Here is a 14,512-nt window from a genome sequence, read left to right as displayed (position 1 = left end):
TCGCATGCCTCTTCAAAGCGCGGCAAAGCGAGGCGTTCCATGGGGGCGACGGGTTATGCGGCGTGTTGATCGATGCCCAGTTCGCTCAGCTTGCGGTACAGGGTCGAACGGCCGATCCCCAACCGTCGGGCGACCTCCGTCATGCGGCCGCGATAATGCCCGATCGCCAGCCGGATGACGTCGGCTTCAATATCGGCAAGCGCGCGCAGATTGCCGTCGGCATGGAACAGCGTGACCCCGGCATGCCCGGTGGACGGCGGCGGCGGGGCCGTGCTTTTGCCGCCCCGGCTGGCGAGTTCGGCGATCTGCGGAAAATCGGACCGGGTCAGCGCATCGCCCTCACAAAGTACCGAGGCGCGAAACAGCGCGTTGTGCAACTGGCGGACATTGCCGGGCCAGTCATAGCCGCCGAGCAGCGACAGCGCCTCTTCGGTGATGCCAAGCGGGCGCAGCCCCGGCTGCCGTGCGATCCGCGCCAGAAGGTGGCGGGCCAGCGGCGCGACATCGCCCGTCCGGTCGCGCAGCGGCGGCACCGCGACCTGCACCACGTTCAGCCGGTAATACAGATCCTCGCGAAACCGCCCCGCCTCTATCTCGTCGGTCAGCCGCTTGTTGGTCGCCGCGATCACGCGGACATCGACGCCATGAAAATGGCGTGCGCCCAGCGGATGGATTTCACCCGATTGCAGGACGCGCAACAGCTTCACCTGCGCATCGAGCGGCATTTCGTCGACTTCGTCGAGGAACAGCGTGCCGCCGTCCGCTTCGCGGAAACGACCGACCTTGCGTTCGAAAGCGCCGGTAAAGGCACCTTTTTCGTGGCCGAACAATTCCGATTCGACGAGGTTGGCGGGGATCGCACCGCAATTGACGCGGACCATCGGCTTGGCGTGTCGTGGCGAGGCGGCGTGAATGGCCTCGGCGAGCACTTCCTTGCCCACCCCGCTTTCGCCTTCGATCAGGACAGGGACGCGCGCGCGCGCCGCCTTTGCCGCGATCGCCAGCGCGGCGCGGAATTTGGGTGCCGATCCGACCACTTCGTCAAAGCCAAGCGGTTGCGACATCTTTTCGCTCAATGGGCGAAGTTCGCCCTTGCCCTCCTCACCCACTGCGGCTTCCAGCGCGGCGAGCAGGCGTTCGGGGGCAAGCGGCTTGACAAGAAAATCGGTCGCACCCGCGCGCATCGCACTGACCGCGGCGGCGACCGAACTGTTGGCGGTCAGCATCAGGATGGGAAGCCGGGGCCGGTTGCAGCGAAGCTCACCGATCAGCGCGGCGGCGTCCGAATCAGGCGCCCAGTGATCGATGACGATGGCGTCGAGCGCCATGCCGTCATTGGTGCCCAGCGTCGCCAAGGCGGTTTCGGCGTCGCCCGCATGCACCGTGCGCCATTGTCGCCGTGCCGCGATCGCCGCGACCAGACGGCGCTGCGCCGGTTCGTCGTCGATCAGCATCAACAGGCGCTGGCCGTTTCGCGTCATCCCGCAAGTCCCTGGCTGTCCCAAATCAGGTCAGTGCTTTAGCGGTAATGGGTAAAGGCGCGCTTAAAGCCCCTATCCGCGATCATGCTTGAGCGTGGCGCGGCAGGCGGCTAGTATTTGTAAAAACAGGATCGGGGGATGTCTTCGCCATGACCGACAGCAGCGACATGAAAGCGCATATGGGGACATATAATGTCTTCACGAAGCTGTTCAGATGGGGCCTGCTGGCGGTGGTGATTATCGTCGTCGCGGTCGTGTGGATGATCTCCTGATATGAAGATCGCCGTCCTGAAAGAGCAGGCGGCGGGCGAACGCCGCGTCGCCGCAACCCCCGAAACCGTGAAGAAATTCGTTGCGCTGGGCGCCGATGTCGCGGTCGAGCAAAGCGCGGGCGAGGCGGCATGCTGTTCCGATGCGGCGTATCGCGATGCGGGCGCGAATGTCGGCTCGCGCGCCGATGTCCTTGCCGGTGCGGGAATCGTGCTGGCCGTACAGGGGCCGGACCCCGACAGCCTGAACGGCATCGAACCGGGGTCATGGCTTGTCGCCGGGCTGAACCCCTTTGGCGAGCGCGCGCGCATGGATCGCTATGCTGAAATGGGGATCGAGGCGCTGGCGATGGAATTCATGCCGCGCATCACGCGCGCGCAATCGATGGACATTTTGTCGAGCCAGTCGAACCTGTCGGGGTACAAGGCGGTGATTGACGCCGCGGCGGAATATGGCCGCGCTTTTCCGATGATGATGACCGCCGCGGGCACCGTGTCGGCTGCGCGCGTCTTCATAATGGGCGTCGGCGTGGCCGGGCTTCAGGCGATCGCGACCGCGCGGCGACTGGGCGCGCAGGTTTCGGCCACCGATGTCCGCGCCGCGACCAAAGAGCAGATACAGTCGCTGGGCGCGAAGCCGATCTTCGTTGAAGACGTGAAGGGCATCGAGGGTGAGGGCACCGGCGGCTATGCCACCGAAATGTCCGACGAATATAAAAAGGCGCAGGCCGAACTCGTCTCCAGCCACATCGCCAAACAGGACATTGTCATCACCACCGCGTTGATCCCCGGCAAACCCGCGCCGCGCCTGATATCAGATGCGCAGATCGCGACGATGCGCCCGGGCGGCATCATCGTCGATCTGGCCGTCGAACAGGGCGGCAATGTCGAAGGCGCGGTGCCCGGAGAGATCGTGACCGTCCACGGCGTGAAGATCATGGGGCATCGCAACGTGCCGAGTCGTCTGGCCGCCGACACTTCCGCGCTTTTCGCGCGCAACCTGTTCAATTTCCTTTCCGCCTTCTGGGACAAGGACGCCGGCAAACCGGTGCTGGACACGGAAATTGGCGATGCGGTGCGCGTGACGAAAGACGGCAAGGTGGTGAACGAAAGGCTGCTCGCAGCCGGATAGGGGAAGACGCACGATGGACTTTATCAGCATCCTGTCGGTTTTCGTGCTGGCCTGTTTCATCGGCTATTATGTCGTCTGGTCGGTCACGCCCGCGCTGCACACGCCGCTGATGGCGGTGACCAATGCGATATCGAGCGTCATCATCGTCGGTGCGCTGATCGCAAGCGCCGCCGCAGGAGAAGCGACCGCAAAATGGCTCGGCCTTGCCGCCGTGGTGCTGGCGAGCATCAACATCTTCGGCGGCTTTGCCGTTACCGAGCGGATGCTGGCGATGTACAAGAAGAAGGAACGCCCGGCAGCGGCGAAGAAATGATGGAGGTTGCCGTCATTGCGAGGAGCGCAGCGACGAAGCAATCCATGTTGCGGGCCGCGTCGCTGGATTGCTTCGCTTCGCTCGCGATGACGATAGCGGGGGAAGGATAGCAGATGCACGAGGCAGCACCGGTAAATCCATGGGTGGCGCTGGCCTATCTGGTCGCGGGCATCTGCTTCATCCTCGCGCTGCGCGGACTTTCCAGCCCGGAGACGAGCCGCCGGGGCAACCGCTTCGGCATGATCGGCATGGGGCTGGCCATCATCACGACGCTGGTGACGCATGAAATCGCCAGCCTGCCCGAAATAGCGATTGCGATCCTCATCGGCGGGGGGGTCGGTTTCGTCATTGCCCGGCGTATCGCGATGACCGCAATGCCGCAGCTTGTCGCCGCGTTCCATTCGCTGGTCGGGCTTGCCGCGGTGCTGGTGGGGTGCGCGGCGTATCTGAACCCCGCGGCGTTCGGTATTGCAGAGGCGGGCATCATCTTCCCGGTGAGCCGGATCGAGATGGGGCTGGGCATCGCGATCGGCGCGATCACCTTTTCGGGATCGGTGATCGCCTTTGCCAAGCTGAACGGCAATATGTCGGGCAAGCCGATCATGCTGCCCGGACGCCATGTCATCAACCTCGGCACGCTGGCCGCGATTATCGCGCTGGTCGCGTATTTCACTCAGGATCAGGCGCCGTGGATATTCTGGACGATCACCGTCCTTTCCTTCGCGATCGGCTTTTTGCTCATCATCCCGATCGGCGGCGCGGACATGCCGGTCGTCGTGTCGATGCTGAACAGCTATTCGGGCTGGGCAGCGGCCGCGATGGGCTTCACGCTGCACAATACGGCGATGATCATCACCGGCGCGCTGGTCGGTTCATCGGGCGCGATCCTGTCCTATATCATGTGCAATGCGATGAACCGCAGCTTCCTTTCGGTGATCGCGGGGGGATTCGGCGCGGAGGATTCGGCCGGCGGTGCGGGCGGCGAAAAGATCGACCGACCGTGGAAGCGCGGATCGGCGGAGGATGCCGCATTCCTGATGAGCCAGGCCGAACAGGTCATTATCGTCCCTGGCTATGGCATGGCGGTCGCGCAGGCGCAGCATGTGCTTCGGGAAATGGCCGACAAGCTGAAGGCGGAGGGCGTGCGCGTAAAATACGCCATCCACCCGGTCGCGGGGCGCATGCCGGGGCATATGAACGTGCTGCTTGCCGAAGCGAACGTGCCGTATGACGAGGTGTTCGAGCTGGAAGACATCAACAGCGAGTTCGCTCAGACCGATGTCGCCTTCGTCATCGGCGCGAACGACGTCACCAACCCGGCAGCAAAGACCGACAAGTCCTCCCCCATTTACGGCATGCCGATTCTGGATGTCGGCAAGGCGAAAACCGTATTGTTCTGCAAACGGTCGATGGGCGGGGTAGGCTATGCCGGGGTAGACAACGAACTATTCTATGCCGACAACACCATGATGCTGCTCGCCGATGCCAAGAAGATGGTAGAGGACATCGTCAAGGCGATCGACTGACATAGCATCGCCCACTCCCTGCGGGGCTGGTAATGGCAGCCGCGCCATGGCAGCTTCCACCCCGTAAGATTGGGGGAAATCATATGGACATGGGTGCCGTTATCGGCGCGGGCTTTCGCGTCATCCGCGAACGTCCGGGCGCGTTCGCCGTCTGGGCGGCGGTCTATATCGTGGTCACGGTGGCGATGGGCCTGTTGTTCATGCCCGATCTGCAGGGTCTGATGACCGCGCAGGAGACCGGTGCCGCGCCGGAGGCGGTTTTCGCCCGGCTTGGCGGAATGGCGCTGTTTTACCCGCTGCTGATGCTGGCGCTGCTGATCCTGAACAATGCGGCATTCCGCGCGATCCTGCGGCCCGCGGATTCGAGGGCCGCGTATCTGCGTCTGGGGATGGACGAATTGCGGGTGTTCGCGCTCGGCCTGTTGTTCGTGATCGTCTTTGCGGTGCTCGGCATGATCATCGCAATGGTGGCGGGCGTCGGCATGGCCTTCGGTCCCGGACGAGGAAGCGGGACGCCCGGCCCAGGCAGCATCGCGCTTTTCGGGCTGCTCGGGCTCGGCTTTTTCGCGCTGTGGATTTTCCTGTCGGTCCGCTTCGCACTCGCCATGCCGCTGACGGTGCTTCGCCGCAAGATCGTCATCGGGGATGCATGGCGCCTGTCGCGAGGCCATTTCTGGGCAATGCTGGGCGCCTTCATCGTCGTATTCCTGATCTATATGATCGCAGCGGTGATGGTTAGCCTGATCACCGGCGGCGGCATGGGGGCGATGGGCGGCCTGTTCGACCCCGACCGACTGCGCCAGTTGGGAGAGCAGCAGCTCGCGCGTCAGGCGAACGGCATCACCGTGTTTATGATCCTCGGCTGGATCGCCAGCGGAATCACCGGCACGTTCTGGGTCGCGCTTTCGGCATGCGGGCTGGCCAGTGCCGCGCTGCAACTGGCGCCCGACAGCGAAGAAGCGCTGGAGGAAATATGGCGATGACCGGAATGGTCCGGATCGGATACGAATTGACTGCCCCGGAATGGATTAATCAGGCAACAGGAAGCGGGAAATGAACCTGGAGTACGGCATGCCGGGCGCGAGTTTCGAAGGGGATGAGGGACGACGGATTTCCGCCGCTGTCGTGGCGGTGTGCGGCTGCGGCGCGGCCGAACGGCGCGCGCGTGAGGCTGCGACGCTGGCAGGCGCGCGGATAAGTGCAATGCTTGCTTTCACCGATGCGGAGGAAAGGCTGGCGCGTCAGGCGACGCTCGATGTCATCCTGATCGACGCGCAGGAGGTCGCCCACGGGGCGCTGGAACCTACGCTGGACGCGGCGGTCCGCTGTGCCGAGGAAACGGGCGCGCAGATCGTTGCCGTGTTCACGCCCGATCAGATCGACATCATCGCCGCCCGCCTGTTCGGCCATGGCGCGCATCTGCTGTGCGACCCCTCGCTCGCCGAACAGGTATCCGCGCTGGCGGTTGCCGGACGCCGCATGCCAATGGCATTTCACGACGCCGCGCGCGATTCGGAAAGCCAGCGACTCGCCCGACTCAATCAGGAAGTGGCGCGGATCGCCGAAACGCTTTCGCGGCTGACGCGCAACGATTCGGGCGGCAACAACGGCGCGGTGGGCGATCGCAGCACCGCCTATGACGCGCCACCGCTGCAAAAACCGACGCACGAACCCGAAGTCGATGCAGCGCGGGTGCGCGACGTCATTCGCACGCGACGGTTGCGCGACCGGTTTTTCGTCAACGGACTGTTCGCCGATCCGGCATGGGACATGCTGCTCGACCTGTTCGCCGCCGAACTCGACGCAAATCAGGTATCGGTGTCCAGCCTGTGCATCGCCGCCGCCGTGCCGCCGACCACCGCGCTGCGCTGGATCACGAACCTGACCGAGGCGGGGCTGCTGCGCCGCGAAGCCGATCCGCTCGATCGTCGGCGCGTCTTCATCGCGCTGACGCCGAAGGCCAGCCGGGCGATGCGCGACTATTTCGCGGCGCTCGGCCCCACAACGCCGGGCCGCGCCTGACGCATACCGGCATCGCGCCGAACCGGTCGGCGGTTTGGCGGCGAGCGACGTATCGCCCCATGGATCCCGATCAGTCGCCGGCGACCACCAATTCGGGCGGGAACGTCAACGTGGTGACGAATCCCGCCGAACCATCGGTGGCGATCGTACCGCCATGGCGCGCGCTCATCGCCCGGATCATGCGCCAGCCCAGCGATTCGGGACGCTCCGGCCGCTCCGCGCCGGTAAAGCCCGCGCCGTCGTCCCCTACGGTCAGTCGCCACCCGGAGGTTCGGTCCCGTTCGTCGATTTGCGCGAACCGGATGGTGATCTTCCCCTCGCGCCGGTCCCTGAACGCATGCTTGAACGAATTGGTGATCAGTTCGCCGGTGATCAGGCCAAGATCGATCGCGGTGTTGCTCGCCACCATCGCAGGCGCGCCATCGACATCGATGGCGATGTTGCGCGCATCGGTGCTGAACGCATCCTTGGCATGCCGCGCGACATTTTCGAGCAAGGGGATCAGGTCGACGCGATCGGCGCGATGCGAACGCTGCAATTCCTGATGAACGCGCGCGACGGCATGTACGCGCGCTTCCAGTTCGGCCATCGCCTGTTTCGTTTCGGGAAGCTGCGCGGTGCGGCTGCTCATCTGGATGAAGCTGGCGATCAGCGCGAGATTGTTTCCCGTCCGGTGGTGAATTTCGTCGATCAGCAATTCGCGCTCGGCCATCGCTTCGGCCAGTTCGCGGTTCTGCCGGGCCAGTTCGGCGACCGGATCGACCGCGCTGAGCGCGACGAGTTCCCTGTCGATTTTCGCGACATGATCGGCAAGCGTATCGGGGTCGACAGGCACGAAAAACCCCAGATCGACGCGCGTTCCCTCCTGCGAAGAGGTAATGTCGAACCGGTCGGCAAGACGCTTCACCCCGCTCAGCCCCAGGCCCAGACCGCCGCTCGCCATGCCCCGGTCGCGGCGCGAATCGCGGGCAGCGTCCCTGTCGTCAATGCCGGCGCCCTGATCGATGATCCGAACGGTCAGGATCGCTTTTCCCCGCTCCTGTGCGACCGAGAATTTGGCCTGCCCGCCCCCTGCATATTGCAAAGCGTTGCGGGCGATTTCCAGAACCGCGGTCACCAGGCGGGTGTGGGCGAACCGGTCGCGTCCCAGCGAGCGGGCGATCAGGTCCGCAACCTGGCGGACGCGCGGAATATCCGATTCAACGCCGATACGGATCGTGACGATTTCCAGTGTCAAAGCGCCCTCGCCGCCCGCATTCTCGTCACCAATATGCTCGAATCATCGCGCCCGCGCGTCGCCTCGGCAAGCAATCGCGCCGCGACTACCGTACTGCTTCGCTGCATAAGCGTGGGACGTTCCGACACCCGCCGCAGGGTCGCCAGTCCGTCCGAATGCATCAAAACCATCGCATCGGCCCCGATTTCCGCCGATTCTTCATGTGGAGAGGTGCGACGCCCGCCCAACAGACCGTCGCGCACCGCCAGACGCCGCGACACCCGATCCTGAACGATCATGGTCGTGATATTGCCGATCGCGGCGTAATCGAGCCGCGCGCTCGCCCGGTCGATGCGGACCACCGCCGCAACCGCGCCGCGCGTTCCCTCCAGCGCCTCGTTCATGGTGTCGAGGATGGCGACCGGATCATCCGCCGGTGTTTCCAGAAAGCGCGCCTTCGCCGCCGAAGCAGCGCTTGCCGCCTTCACGCCATGGCCCAGCCCGTCGCACACCAGATACCAGGCCTTTGCGCCCGCGACGCGCGCCGCCACGGCATCGCCGCATTTCTGTTCGCCCGGATAGGGAATGCGCAGGCCGGTATGGTCCCATGCCGGATCGGCGCTGTCGCTTGTGAATTCGGCGGTCACCACCGTCCCCGCACCGGGCGCGGTGTCGATATCCATCCGGTCGGACAGACGCCGGATCGCGCCGAGACCGGTGCCCGCCGATCCCCCGGTACTCACCCCGTCCTCCAGCATCCGGTCCACCCGCCGGATGCCGGGGCCTTCATCAATGCCGATCAGATAGAGTTTTTCGTCGCCCGGCGGGCCGAACAGCTGCACCAGCATCTTGCCGCCGCCGCCGTGCCGCAAAATATTCTGCGCGATCTCCGTTGCGACGATGGCGATATTTTCCAGCCTGTAGGGATCGAAACCGAGCAGCGAAGCGGTGCGCCGCGCGCGGCGGCGCGCCTCCGCCACGGCGCTGGGATCGCCGATCTTCAGCCAGCCGATCATCGCCGCGTCTGCAACAGGCCGGTCAGGCGGACGACGGTGCCGGTGCCGGGCCTGCTTTCGATCTCGAACGCATCGGAAAGCCGCTTCGCACCGCCCAGGCCACGGCCCAGGCTGTTGCGCGTCGAAAAGCCGTCCACCATCGCCGCGTCGATATCAGCGATGCCACGTCCCGAATCGCGGCATTCGACCCCGACAAGCCGCCTGTCGGGAAATGAAAAGACGCCAAGCGAACCGCCGCCACCATGCACGACGGCGTTGCGCGCGACTTCGCTGACGGCGGTGACGAAGCGAGCCTGCATCAGTTCGCGGCTGCCCTGTTCCTTCATGAAATCGCCAACCCTGCGCCTGGCGATAGCGACGTCGCGGTCCGATCGCAGTTCCACCGAAAAAACCTTACGCCCGCCCGTCAGGATCACCAGGCCGCGCCCTTTTCATGATTTCCAGCGCATGGGTGAGCGTCAGCGCGGTACGGTTTTCGGGCAGGTACATGCCCAGTTCGACCAGCGTCATCGCGACGGCCGGGCGCATTCCCACCACGAATGTCTCCGCATCCAGCAGTCGTGCGATGCCGGTGACCTGCGCCAGCACCCGGCCGACAAAGGTATCGACGATTTCCAGTTCGGAAATATCGATCACGACGCCGGCAGCGCCGGTTTCGGCGATCCGGCCGGCAAGCACGTCCTGCAGATCGATGATGTCGGTATCGGTGACATCCTGCCGGATCGAAACCAGCAATATCCCTTCAACCAGATAGATCGACGCGGGATTCATCATCCGCGCCGTCCGCCATGCGATTCGATCGGCCGGATTTCGACACCTACCGCGGTCAGCGCATCGGTCAGCGCGTTGCGGATCGACGAGCGCGTGCGAACCTCTCCGACATCGACGCCGAGCTGCACCATGGTCTGCGCGATTTTCGGGCTGATGCCGCTCACCAGGCATTGCGCGCCCATCAGGCGGACCGCAGCCGCCGTGCGCAACAGGTGCTGCGCGACCTGCGTGTCGACCGTCTTCACACCGGTGATGTCAACGATGACGACCTCCGCCTGCCGGTCGACGATCGCCTGCAACAGGCTTTCCATGACTTCCTGCGCGCGCAGGCTGTCGAGCGTTCCGATCAGCGGAAGGGTGAGCACCTTGTCCCACAGCTCGACCACCGGCGTGGACAGTTCCAGCATCTCGTCGCGCTGGCGCTCGATCACCGCATCGCGCTCGGCGATGAACACCTCGCTCGTATAAATGGCGAAGGCGTCGATCGCCTTGGTGATCAGCAGGATTTCATCGACCAGCCGGTCGGGTTCGTCCCCCAGCCGGGTCTTCAACCGTTCGAACAACGGCGTTTTCAGCGCGAGGACCAGCGCGGCCATTTCACCGGGAAGCACGCCGCGCTCGACACGCTCATGCGTTATTTCGGACAGGATGCCGCGCAGGTCGGTCCAATATTCGTCCTGAAGATCGAAATTGCCGTCGCGATACCCGTCGCGCACCCCGCTGGCAAAGGCGCGCAACAGCGTATCCGCCTGATCGCGTTCTTCCTTTTCGGAAAAAAGGTCGCTGCGCTTGCCGCCGTCTTCGCCCGCCTGTTCAACCCATTCGCGAAGAACCGCGTTGCGTTCGTCCTGCAAGATATTCAACACAGTCTTGAGATTGACCTGCGACATCAACTTTCCTCGGCATTTTCGTTTCGCGTTCGACCTTTAGCCAAGCCGGAGCGCAGATCAATCGGTCTGTCGGGCTCGGCACGGTCCGCCAGCCGCAACGTTGCCGCCGATCTTGCGCGCTATTGCCCGTTTTCACCGACGAAGCTCAGCTCCAGCGTCTTGGATGCCGCCGGCACGTCCAGCTTCGCGCTGTTGAACGACAGGTTCTGCCCCGGACCCAGCGTCCGCTGCGGCGGGGTGATCGTCCAGCTATAGACAAGCCGCCCCTGATCGCCCTGATCGTCGCGAAGTTCCGCCCGGATGTCGGGGACGCGCTGGCGCTGCGCACTTGGGTTTTCGATCCGGCCCGACACGGCGAACAATTCGTTGCCGCTCGACAGCATGCCGCGATCGATCTTCGTGCCGCTGAAGCGAAGCGGGGTCTGCGCATCGCCGGTCGACAGGCCGAGCTGCGCCGCTATTCCCGGCGCGTCGAAATAGAAGAGCGCGCCGGTCGCAAGCAGCATCACGATCCCCGCCAGCAGCGCCGCCGCCGTCCAGCGCCGCGCCGGATTGCGCCGCGCGCGCAACAGCGGTTCCTGCGCAAAGGGATCATAGCCGACCGACGAACCGGGACCACGCGGCGCGACCGCGTCATCGACGAAGCGATGCACCGGCGCCGGCGAAGCGGGAGCGGCCGGAACCGGCGCGGGAGCAGAGGCAGGCGCGGCAACGCGCTTTTCCGGCACGGCCACCCGGTCGGTGACAAGCGGCGGCGGCTGAAACCAGCTATGCTTGCAACTGGCGCAGCGCACGGTGCGCCCTTCGGGACCGATCGCATTGTCGGGAACCTGATAGCGGGTGTGGCACTCGGCGCATTCGAGGATCATCGAACCGGTCTTTTCGCGGGCAGAAGTTCTGGCAGGGGGCGGGTGCGATGATTCTAAGCACGCAAAGGGCTGTGCTGGCAAGAGTTGTCGGCCATTGCTTGAGCGCGCGGGCCGGACGTGCGAAGGCATGTCGCGGGTAGCACAGGTCACGGGAAAGCGCGCCGAGAGCCGCGAATGGCGAATATCGTTCAATTCGAAAATGTCGGCCTGCGTTATGGCACGGGACCGGAAACGCTGTCGGATGTCAGCTTTACGCTGGCGGCCGGCGCGTTCTATTTCCTTACCGGCGCGTCGGGTGCGGGCAAGACATCGCTTCTGAAGCTGCTTTATCTCGCACGGCGCCCGACGCGCGGCGTGATCCGCCTGTTCGGGGAGGATGCGGTGACGCTGCCGCGCAAACGGCTGCCCGGCTTTCGCCGCCGAATCGGCGTGGTGTTCCAGGATTTCCGCCTTGTCCCGCATCTTTCGGCCTATGACAATATCGCGCTTCCGCTGCGCATCGCCGGCATGCCCGAAAGCGAGATCGAGGCGCCGGTGCGCGAAATGCTCGCCTGGGTCGGCCTGACCGAACGCGGCCGCGCCAAACCACCCACCCTGTCGGGCGGCGAGCAGCAGCGCATCGCGATCGCGCGCGCCGTGATCGGCCGCCCTGAAATTCTGGTCGCTGACGAACCGACCGGCAACGTCGATCCCGCCATGGCGGAGCGGCTTCTCCACCTGTTCGAATCGCTCAACCGGCTCGGCACGACGATCGTCGTCGCGACGCATGATTTTCACCTGATCAACCGCGTCGGCCATGCGCAGATGATGCGGCTCGACAACGGACGGATCAGCGATCCCACCGGATTGCTGCGCCACCCCCCGCGCCGGGTCGAGGAATAACCGCAATGGCACTCGGCCCCTCCGCTCCCGCCCGCCGCCTGCTCGACGATAACCGGCGCACGCTGGTCATGGTCTGGATCATGGCGATCATGATCTTCCTGACCGTACTTGCCGCCGGGCTTGGCCTCGGCACCGTTCACGCCGCGACATCGCTGGACAACGAACTGGCCGGCCGATTGACGGTGCAGGTGGTTGAGGCTGACACCGCCGCGCGCGATGCCGCCACCGCGGCGATCCTCGACCGACTTGAAGGATTTCCGGGCGTGAAACGGGTGGAACAGGTGCCGCCCGAACGGCTGAACGCGCTGCTGAAACCCTGGCTCGGCGAAGCGGGGCTGGACGCCGACCTGCCGATGCCGACCATGATCGATGTCGATCTTTCGGATGCAAGCGACGCCATGGTGGCGCGAATATCGGCCATCGCCCGGCAGGCAAGCGATCATGCGGTGGTCGATCGGCACGCCACTTGGCTTTCACCGGTGCGCGATTTTCTGACGACGCTGATGCTGCTCGCGCTTGCGCTGATTATCCTGATGCTGATCGCGACGGGGGCGGTGGTGCTGCTCGCCGCGCGCACCGGGCTGGACACGCATCGCGATACGATCGAAGTGCTGCACATGCTCGGCTCCACCGATATTCAGGTCGCCCGCCTGTTCCAGCGCAGGATTGCGCTCGAAACGCTGATCGGCGGGGTCATCGGGACGCTCGCTGCACTCGCGCTGTGCTGGTTCCTTCAGATGCGGCTCGCTCTGCTGGGCAGCGGCGCGATTTCCGGGATGGTGCTGGAGCCGCGCGACTGGCTGATCCTTGCCGCGATACCGTTTCTTTTCGCCCTTCTCGCCATGCTGGCGGCACGCCTTTCGGTTCAGCGGGCATTGGGGCGAACGCTGTGATTTTCCGCCGCCTTCTGGCACTTGCCGTGCTCGTTTATGCGCTTGGCTTTGCCGTGTTCATGCTTTCGCTCGGCGGCTCACACGACCGGACGGCGCATACCGACGCCATCGTCGTGCCGACGGGCGGCGCGGGCCGGATCGATCGCGGACTGGCGCTGATGCAGCGCAACGCGGCGAAGCGGATGCTGATCACCGGGGTGGACCGCGACGTTCGCCCGATCGAACTGGCGATCGAATATCGTGTGTCGCCGCGCCTGTTCACCTGCTGCGTCGATCTGGGGCGCGAAGCGGTGGATACCCGGTCGAACGGAGAGGAAACCGCCCGGTGGGTCGCGGCCCACGGCTATCACAGCGTCCGGCTGGTCACATCGAGCTGGCACATGCCGCGCGCACGGATGGAACTTGGCCATGCGCTGAACGACGATGTCGCGCTGGTCGGCGATCCGGTGCCCAGCGAAGCCGGGCTGGGCATGTTGTTTCGCGAATATAACAAATATCTGGTGCGCCGCGTGGCGCTTTGGCTGGGTTGGTGATGAACCGGCTACGCTCTTTCCTGTTCAGCGTGGTTTTTTACGGCGCGTCGGTGGTCATTGTCGCGCTTGCCCCGCTGGTGTCGCTGTTCGGACGCAGCGCGCTGCGCGGCTACACCCGCCGCTGGGCCGCGTTTCACGCCTGGTGCGCGCGCATATTTCTGAACATCCATGTTCGCGTGGAGGGCATGCCGAGCGCGCAGCCGGTGCTGTACGCCGCCAAGCATCAGGCGATGTTCGAAACGCTTGAACTGGCGCGATTGCTCGATTCACCGGCGGTCGTGATGAAGCGCGAACTGGCGCAAATCCCCGTCTGGGGCTGGGCGGCGCAGCGCTATGGCGTGATCGCGATCGACCGCGCCGCATCTGCCACCGCATTGCGCGCGATGATGCGCGATGCAAAGGCTGCGCAGGCCGAAGGGCGGCCGGTGCTGATCTTTCCCGAAGGAACGCGGGTGACACCCGGCGAAACGCCGCCGCTGCGCCCCGGCTTTGCTGGCCTGTATCGCAGCCTTGCCCTGCCGGTCGTTCCGATCGCGCTCGACAGCGGGCATCTGTGTCCGCGCCACGGCGCGAAGCGACCGGGCACGATTACCATTCGCTTCGGCGATCCGATCGCGCCGGGGTTGCCGCGCAAGGAAATCGAAGCGGCGGTGCATCGCGCGATCAACGCGATGGAACCCGGCTGAGCCCCGTTCGGTT

Annotated in this window: 17 protein-coding genes; 10 read left to right on the top strand and 7 right to left on the bottom strand. The window is 64.8% G+C overall.

The genetic code is table 11. From position 1 onward, the window contains the following. Positions 1–53: 53 nt before the first annotated feature. A complete protein-coding gene (locus KY084_RS04455) occupies positions 54–1,481 on the bottom strand; it encodes a sigma-54-dependent transcriptional regulator (protein WP_219237237.1) in 1,428 nt (475 codons plus the stop codon). A gap of 149 nt (positions 1,482–1,630) precedes the next feature. Between KY084_RS04455 and KY084_RS04450 the strand changes: the two genes are divergently transcribed. The 6 genes from KY084_RS04450 to KY084_RS04425 all read left to right on the top strand — a co-directional run bounded on the left by KY084_RS04450 (position 1,631) and on the right by KY084_RS04425 (position 6,743). Beyond that, the gene (locus KY084_RS04450) at positions 1,631–1,753 is read left to right on the top strand and encodes an aa3-type cytochrome c oxidase subunit IV (RefSeq protein WP_219237236.1); all 123 of its coding nucleotides are present in this window, start codon (positions 1,631–1,633) and stop codon (positions 1,751–1,753) included. A 1-nt stretch (position 1,754) separates the two neighbouring features. Continuing rightward, the gene (locus tag KY084_RS04445; RefSeq protein ID WP_219237235.1) at positions 1,755–2,882 is read left to right on the top strand and encodes a Re/Si-specific NAD(P)(+) transhydrogenase subunit alpha; all 1,128 of its coding nucleotides are present in this window, start codon (positions 1,755–1,757) and stop codon (positions 2,880–2,882) included. A 13-nt stretch (positions 2,883–2,895) separates the two neighbouring features. Further along, positions 2,896–3,195, top strand: a complete 300-nt coding sequence (locus KY084_RS04440; protein WP_219237234.1) for an NAD(P) transhydrogenase subunit alpha part 2 — start codon at positions 2,896–2,898, stop codon at positions 3,193–3,195. 113 nt (positions 3,196–3,308) lie between these two features. Beyond that, entirely contained in the window at positions 3,309–4,721 is a 1,413-nt protein-coding gene (locus tag KY084_RS04435; protein ID WP_219237233.1) for an NAD(P)(+) transhydrogenase (Re/Si-specific) subunit beta, read from the top strand. An 83-nt stretch (positions 4,722–4,804) separates the two neighbouring features. Beyond that, positions 4,805–5,704 (top strand): hypothetical protein, encoded by a 900-nt coding sequence (locus KY084_RS04430; RefSeq protein ID WP_219237232.1) that lies wholly within the window; start codon positions 4,805–4,807, stop codon positions 5,702–5,704. A 70-nt stretch (positions 5,705–5,774) separates the two neighbouring features. Next, positions 5,775–6,743, top strand: a complete 969-nt coding sequence (locus KY084_RS04425; RefSeq protein ID WP_219237231.1) for a winged helix DNA-binding protein — start codon at positions 5,775–5,777, stop codon at positions 6,741–6,743. 70 nt (positions 6,744–6,813) lie between these two features. Here the strand turns inward: KY084_RS04425 and KY084_RS04420 are convergent, their stop codons facing one another. The 6 genes from KY084_RS04420 to KY084_RS04395 form a co-directional block, all read right to left on the bottom strand. Then, positions 6,814–7,980: a sensor histidine kinase gene (locus tag KY084_RS04420; RefSeq protein ID WP_219237230.1), complete on the bottom strand. Its 1,167-nt coding sequence runs from the start codon at positions 7,978–7,980 to the stop codon at positions 6,814–6,816. Next, positions 7,977–8,975: a SpoIIE family protein phosphatase gene (locus tag KY084_RS04415; RefSeq protein ID WP_219237229.1), complete on the bottom strand. Its 999-nt coding sequence runs from the start codon at positions 8,973–8,975 to the stop codon at positions 7,977–7,979. The genes KY084_RS04420 and KY084_RS04415 overlap by 4 nt, the downstream gene beginning before the upstream one ends. Beyond that, complete coding sequence (locus KY084_RS04410; protein ID WP_219237228.1) at positions 8,972–9,391, bottom strand: ATP-binding protein; 420 nt, start codon at positions 9,389–9,391, stop codon at positions 8,972–8,974. The genes KY084_RS04415 and KY084_RS04410 overlap by 4 nt, the downstream gene beginning before the upstream one ends. After that, entirely contained in the window at positions 9,369–9,749 is a 381-nt protein-coding gene (locus tag KY084_RS04405; protein ID WP_219237227.1) for an STAS domain-containing protein, read from the bottom strand. Before KY084_RS04405 ends, KY084_RS04410 begins: the two co-directional genes overlap by 23 nt. Further along, complete coding sequence (locus tag KY084_RS04400; protein WP_219237226.1) at positions 9,746–10,636, bottom strand: STAS domain-containing protein; 891 nt, start codon at positions 10,634–10,636, stop codon at positions 9,746–9,748. The genes KY084_RS04405 and KY084_RS04400 overlap by 4 nt, the downstream gene beginning before the upstream one ends. A 119-nt stretch (positions 10,637–10,755) precedes the next feature. After that, the gene (locus tag KY084_RS04395) at positions 10,756–11,505 is read right to left on the bottom strand and encodes an MJ0042-type zinc finger domain-containing protein (protein ID WP_219237225.1); all 750 of its coding nucleotides are present in this window, start codon (positions 11,503–11,505) and stop codon (positions 10,756–10,758) included. A 174-nt stretch (positions 11,506–11,679) separates the two neighbouring features. Here KY084_RS04395 and ftsE point away from each other — a divergent pair, with 174 nt between their 5' ends. From ftsE to KY084_RS04375, 4 genes are read left to right on the top strand one after another with little or no spacing between them, the layout of a single operon-like run. Then, positions 11,680–12,387 (top strand): cell division ATP-binding protein FtsE, encoded by a 708-nt coding sequence (gene ftsE, locus KY084_RS04390; RefSeq protein WP_219237224.1) that lies wholly within the window; start codon positions 11,680–11,682, stop codon positions 12,385–12,387. 5 nt (positions 12,388–12,392) lie between these two features. Continuing rightward, positions 12,393–13,280, top strand: coding sequence for a cell division protein FtsX (locus tag KY084_RS04385; RefSeq protein ID WP_219237223.1), 888 nt, complete (start codon positions 12,393–12,395; stop codon positions 13,278–13,280). After that, positions 13,280–13,813, top strand: a complete 534-nt coding sequence (locus KY084_RS04380) for a YdcF family protein (RefSeq protein ID WP_219237394.1) — start codon at positions 13,280–13,282, stop codon at positions 13,811–13,813. Before KY084_RS04385 ends, KY084_RS04380 begins: the two co-directional genes overlap by 1 nt. Beyond that, positions 13,813–14,499, top strand: a complete 687-nt coding sequence (locus tag KY084_RS04375) for a lysophospholipid acyltransferase family protein (protein WP_219237222.1) — start codon at positions 13,813–13,815, stop codon at positions 14,497–14,499. The genes KY084_RS04380 and KY084_RS04375 overlap by 1 nt, the downstream gene beginning before the upstream one ends. Positions 14,500–14,512 lie beyond the last annotated feature (13 nt).

Source organism: Stakelama flava, assembly GCF_019351405.1.
In the GTDB taxonomy this organism is placed as follows: Bacteria; Pseudomonadota; Alphaproteobacteria; order Sphingomonadales; family Sphingomonadaceae; genus Sphingomonas; species Sphingomonas flava_A.
The sequence above is the reverse complement of the archived record's forward strand: the minus strand, read 5'-3'. Positions and strand labels throughout refer to the sequence as shown.

Excerpts from the sequence above, each read along its gene's own strand:
- KY084_RS04455 (WP_219237237.1), bottom strand. The coding sequence starts at position 1,481 with ATGACGCGAAACGGCCAGCGCCTGTTGATGCTGATCGACGACGAACCG.
- KY084_RS04450 (WP_219237236.1), top strand. The coding sequence starts at position 1,631 with ATGACCGACAGCAGCGACATGAAAGCGCATATGGGGACATATAATGTC.
- KY084_RS04445 (WP_219237235.1), top strand. The coding sequence starts at position 1,755 with ATGAAGATCGCCGTCCTGAAAGAGCAGGCGGCGGGCGAACGCCGCGTC.
- KY084_RS04440 (WP_219237234.1), top strand. The coding sequence starts at position 2,896 with ATGGACTTTATCAGCATCCTGTCGGTTTTCGTGCTGGCCTGTTTCATC.
- KY084_RS04435 (WP_219237233.1), top strand. The coding sequence starts at position 3,309 with ATGCACGAGGCAGCACCGGTAAATCCATGGGTGGCGCTGGCCTATCTG.
- KY084_RS04430 (WP_219237232.1), top strand. The coding sequence starts at position 4,805 with ATGGACATGGGTGCCGTTATCGGCGCGGGCTTTCGCGTCATCCGCGAA.
- KY084_RS04425 (WP_219237231.1), top strand. The coding sequence starts at position 5,775 with ATGAACCTGGAGTACGGCATGCCGGGCGCGAGTTTCGAAGGGGATGAG.
- KY084_RS04415 (WP_219237229.1), bottom strand. The coding sequence starts at position 8,975 with ATGATCGGCTGGCTGAAGATCGGCGATCCCAGCGCCGTGGCGGAGGCG.
- KY084_RS04405 (WP_219237227.1), bottom strand. The coding sequence starts at position 9,749 with ATGATGAATCCCGCGTCGATCTATCTGGTTGAAGGGATATTGCTGGTT.
- KY084_RS04400 (WP_219237226.1), bottom strand. The coding sequence starts at position 10,636 with ATGTCGCAGGTCAATCTCAAGACTGTGTTGAATATCTTGCAGGACGAA.
- KY084_RS04395 (WP_219237225.1), bottom strand. The coding sequence starts at position 11,505 with ATGATCCTCGAATGCGCCGAGTGCCACACCCGCTATCAGGTTCCCGAC.
- ftsE (WP_219237224.1), top strand. The coding sequence starts at position 11,680 with ATGGCGAATATCGTTCAATTCGAAAATGTCGGCCTGCGTTATGGCACG.
- KY084_RS04385 (WP_219237223.1), top strand. The coding sequence starts at position 12,393 with ATGGCACTCGGCCCCTCCGCTCCCGCCCGCCGCCTGCTCGACGATAAC.
- KY084_RS04375 (WP_219237222.1), top strand. The coding sequence starts at position 13,813 with ATGAACCGGCTACGCTCTTTCCTGTTCAGCGTGGTTTTTTACGGCGCG.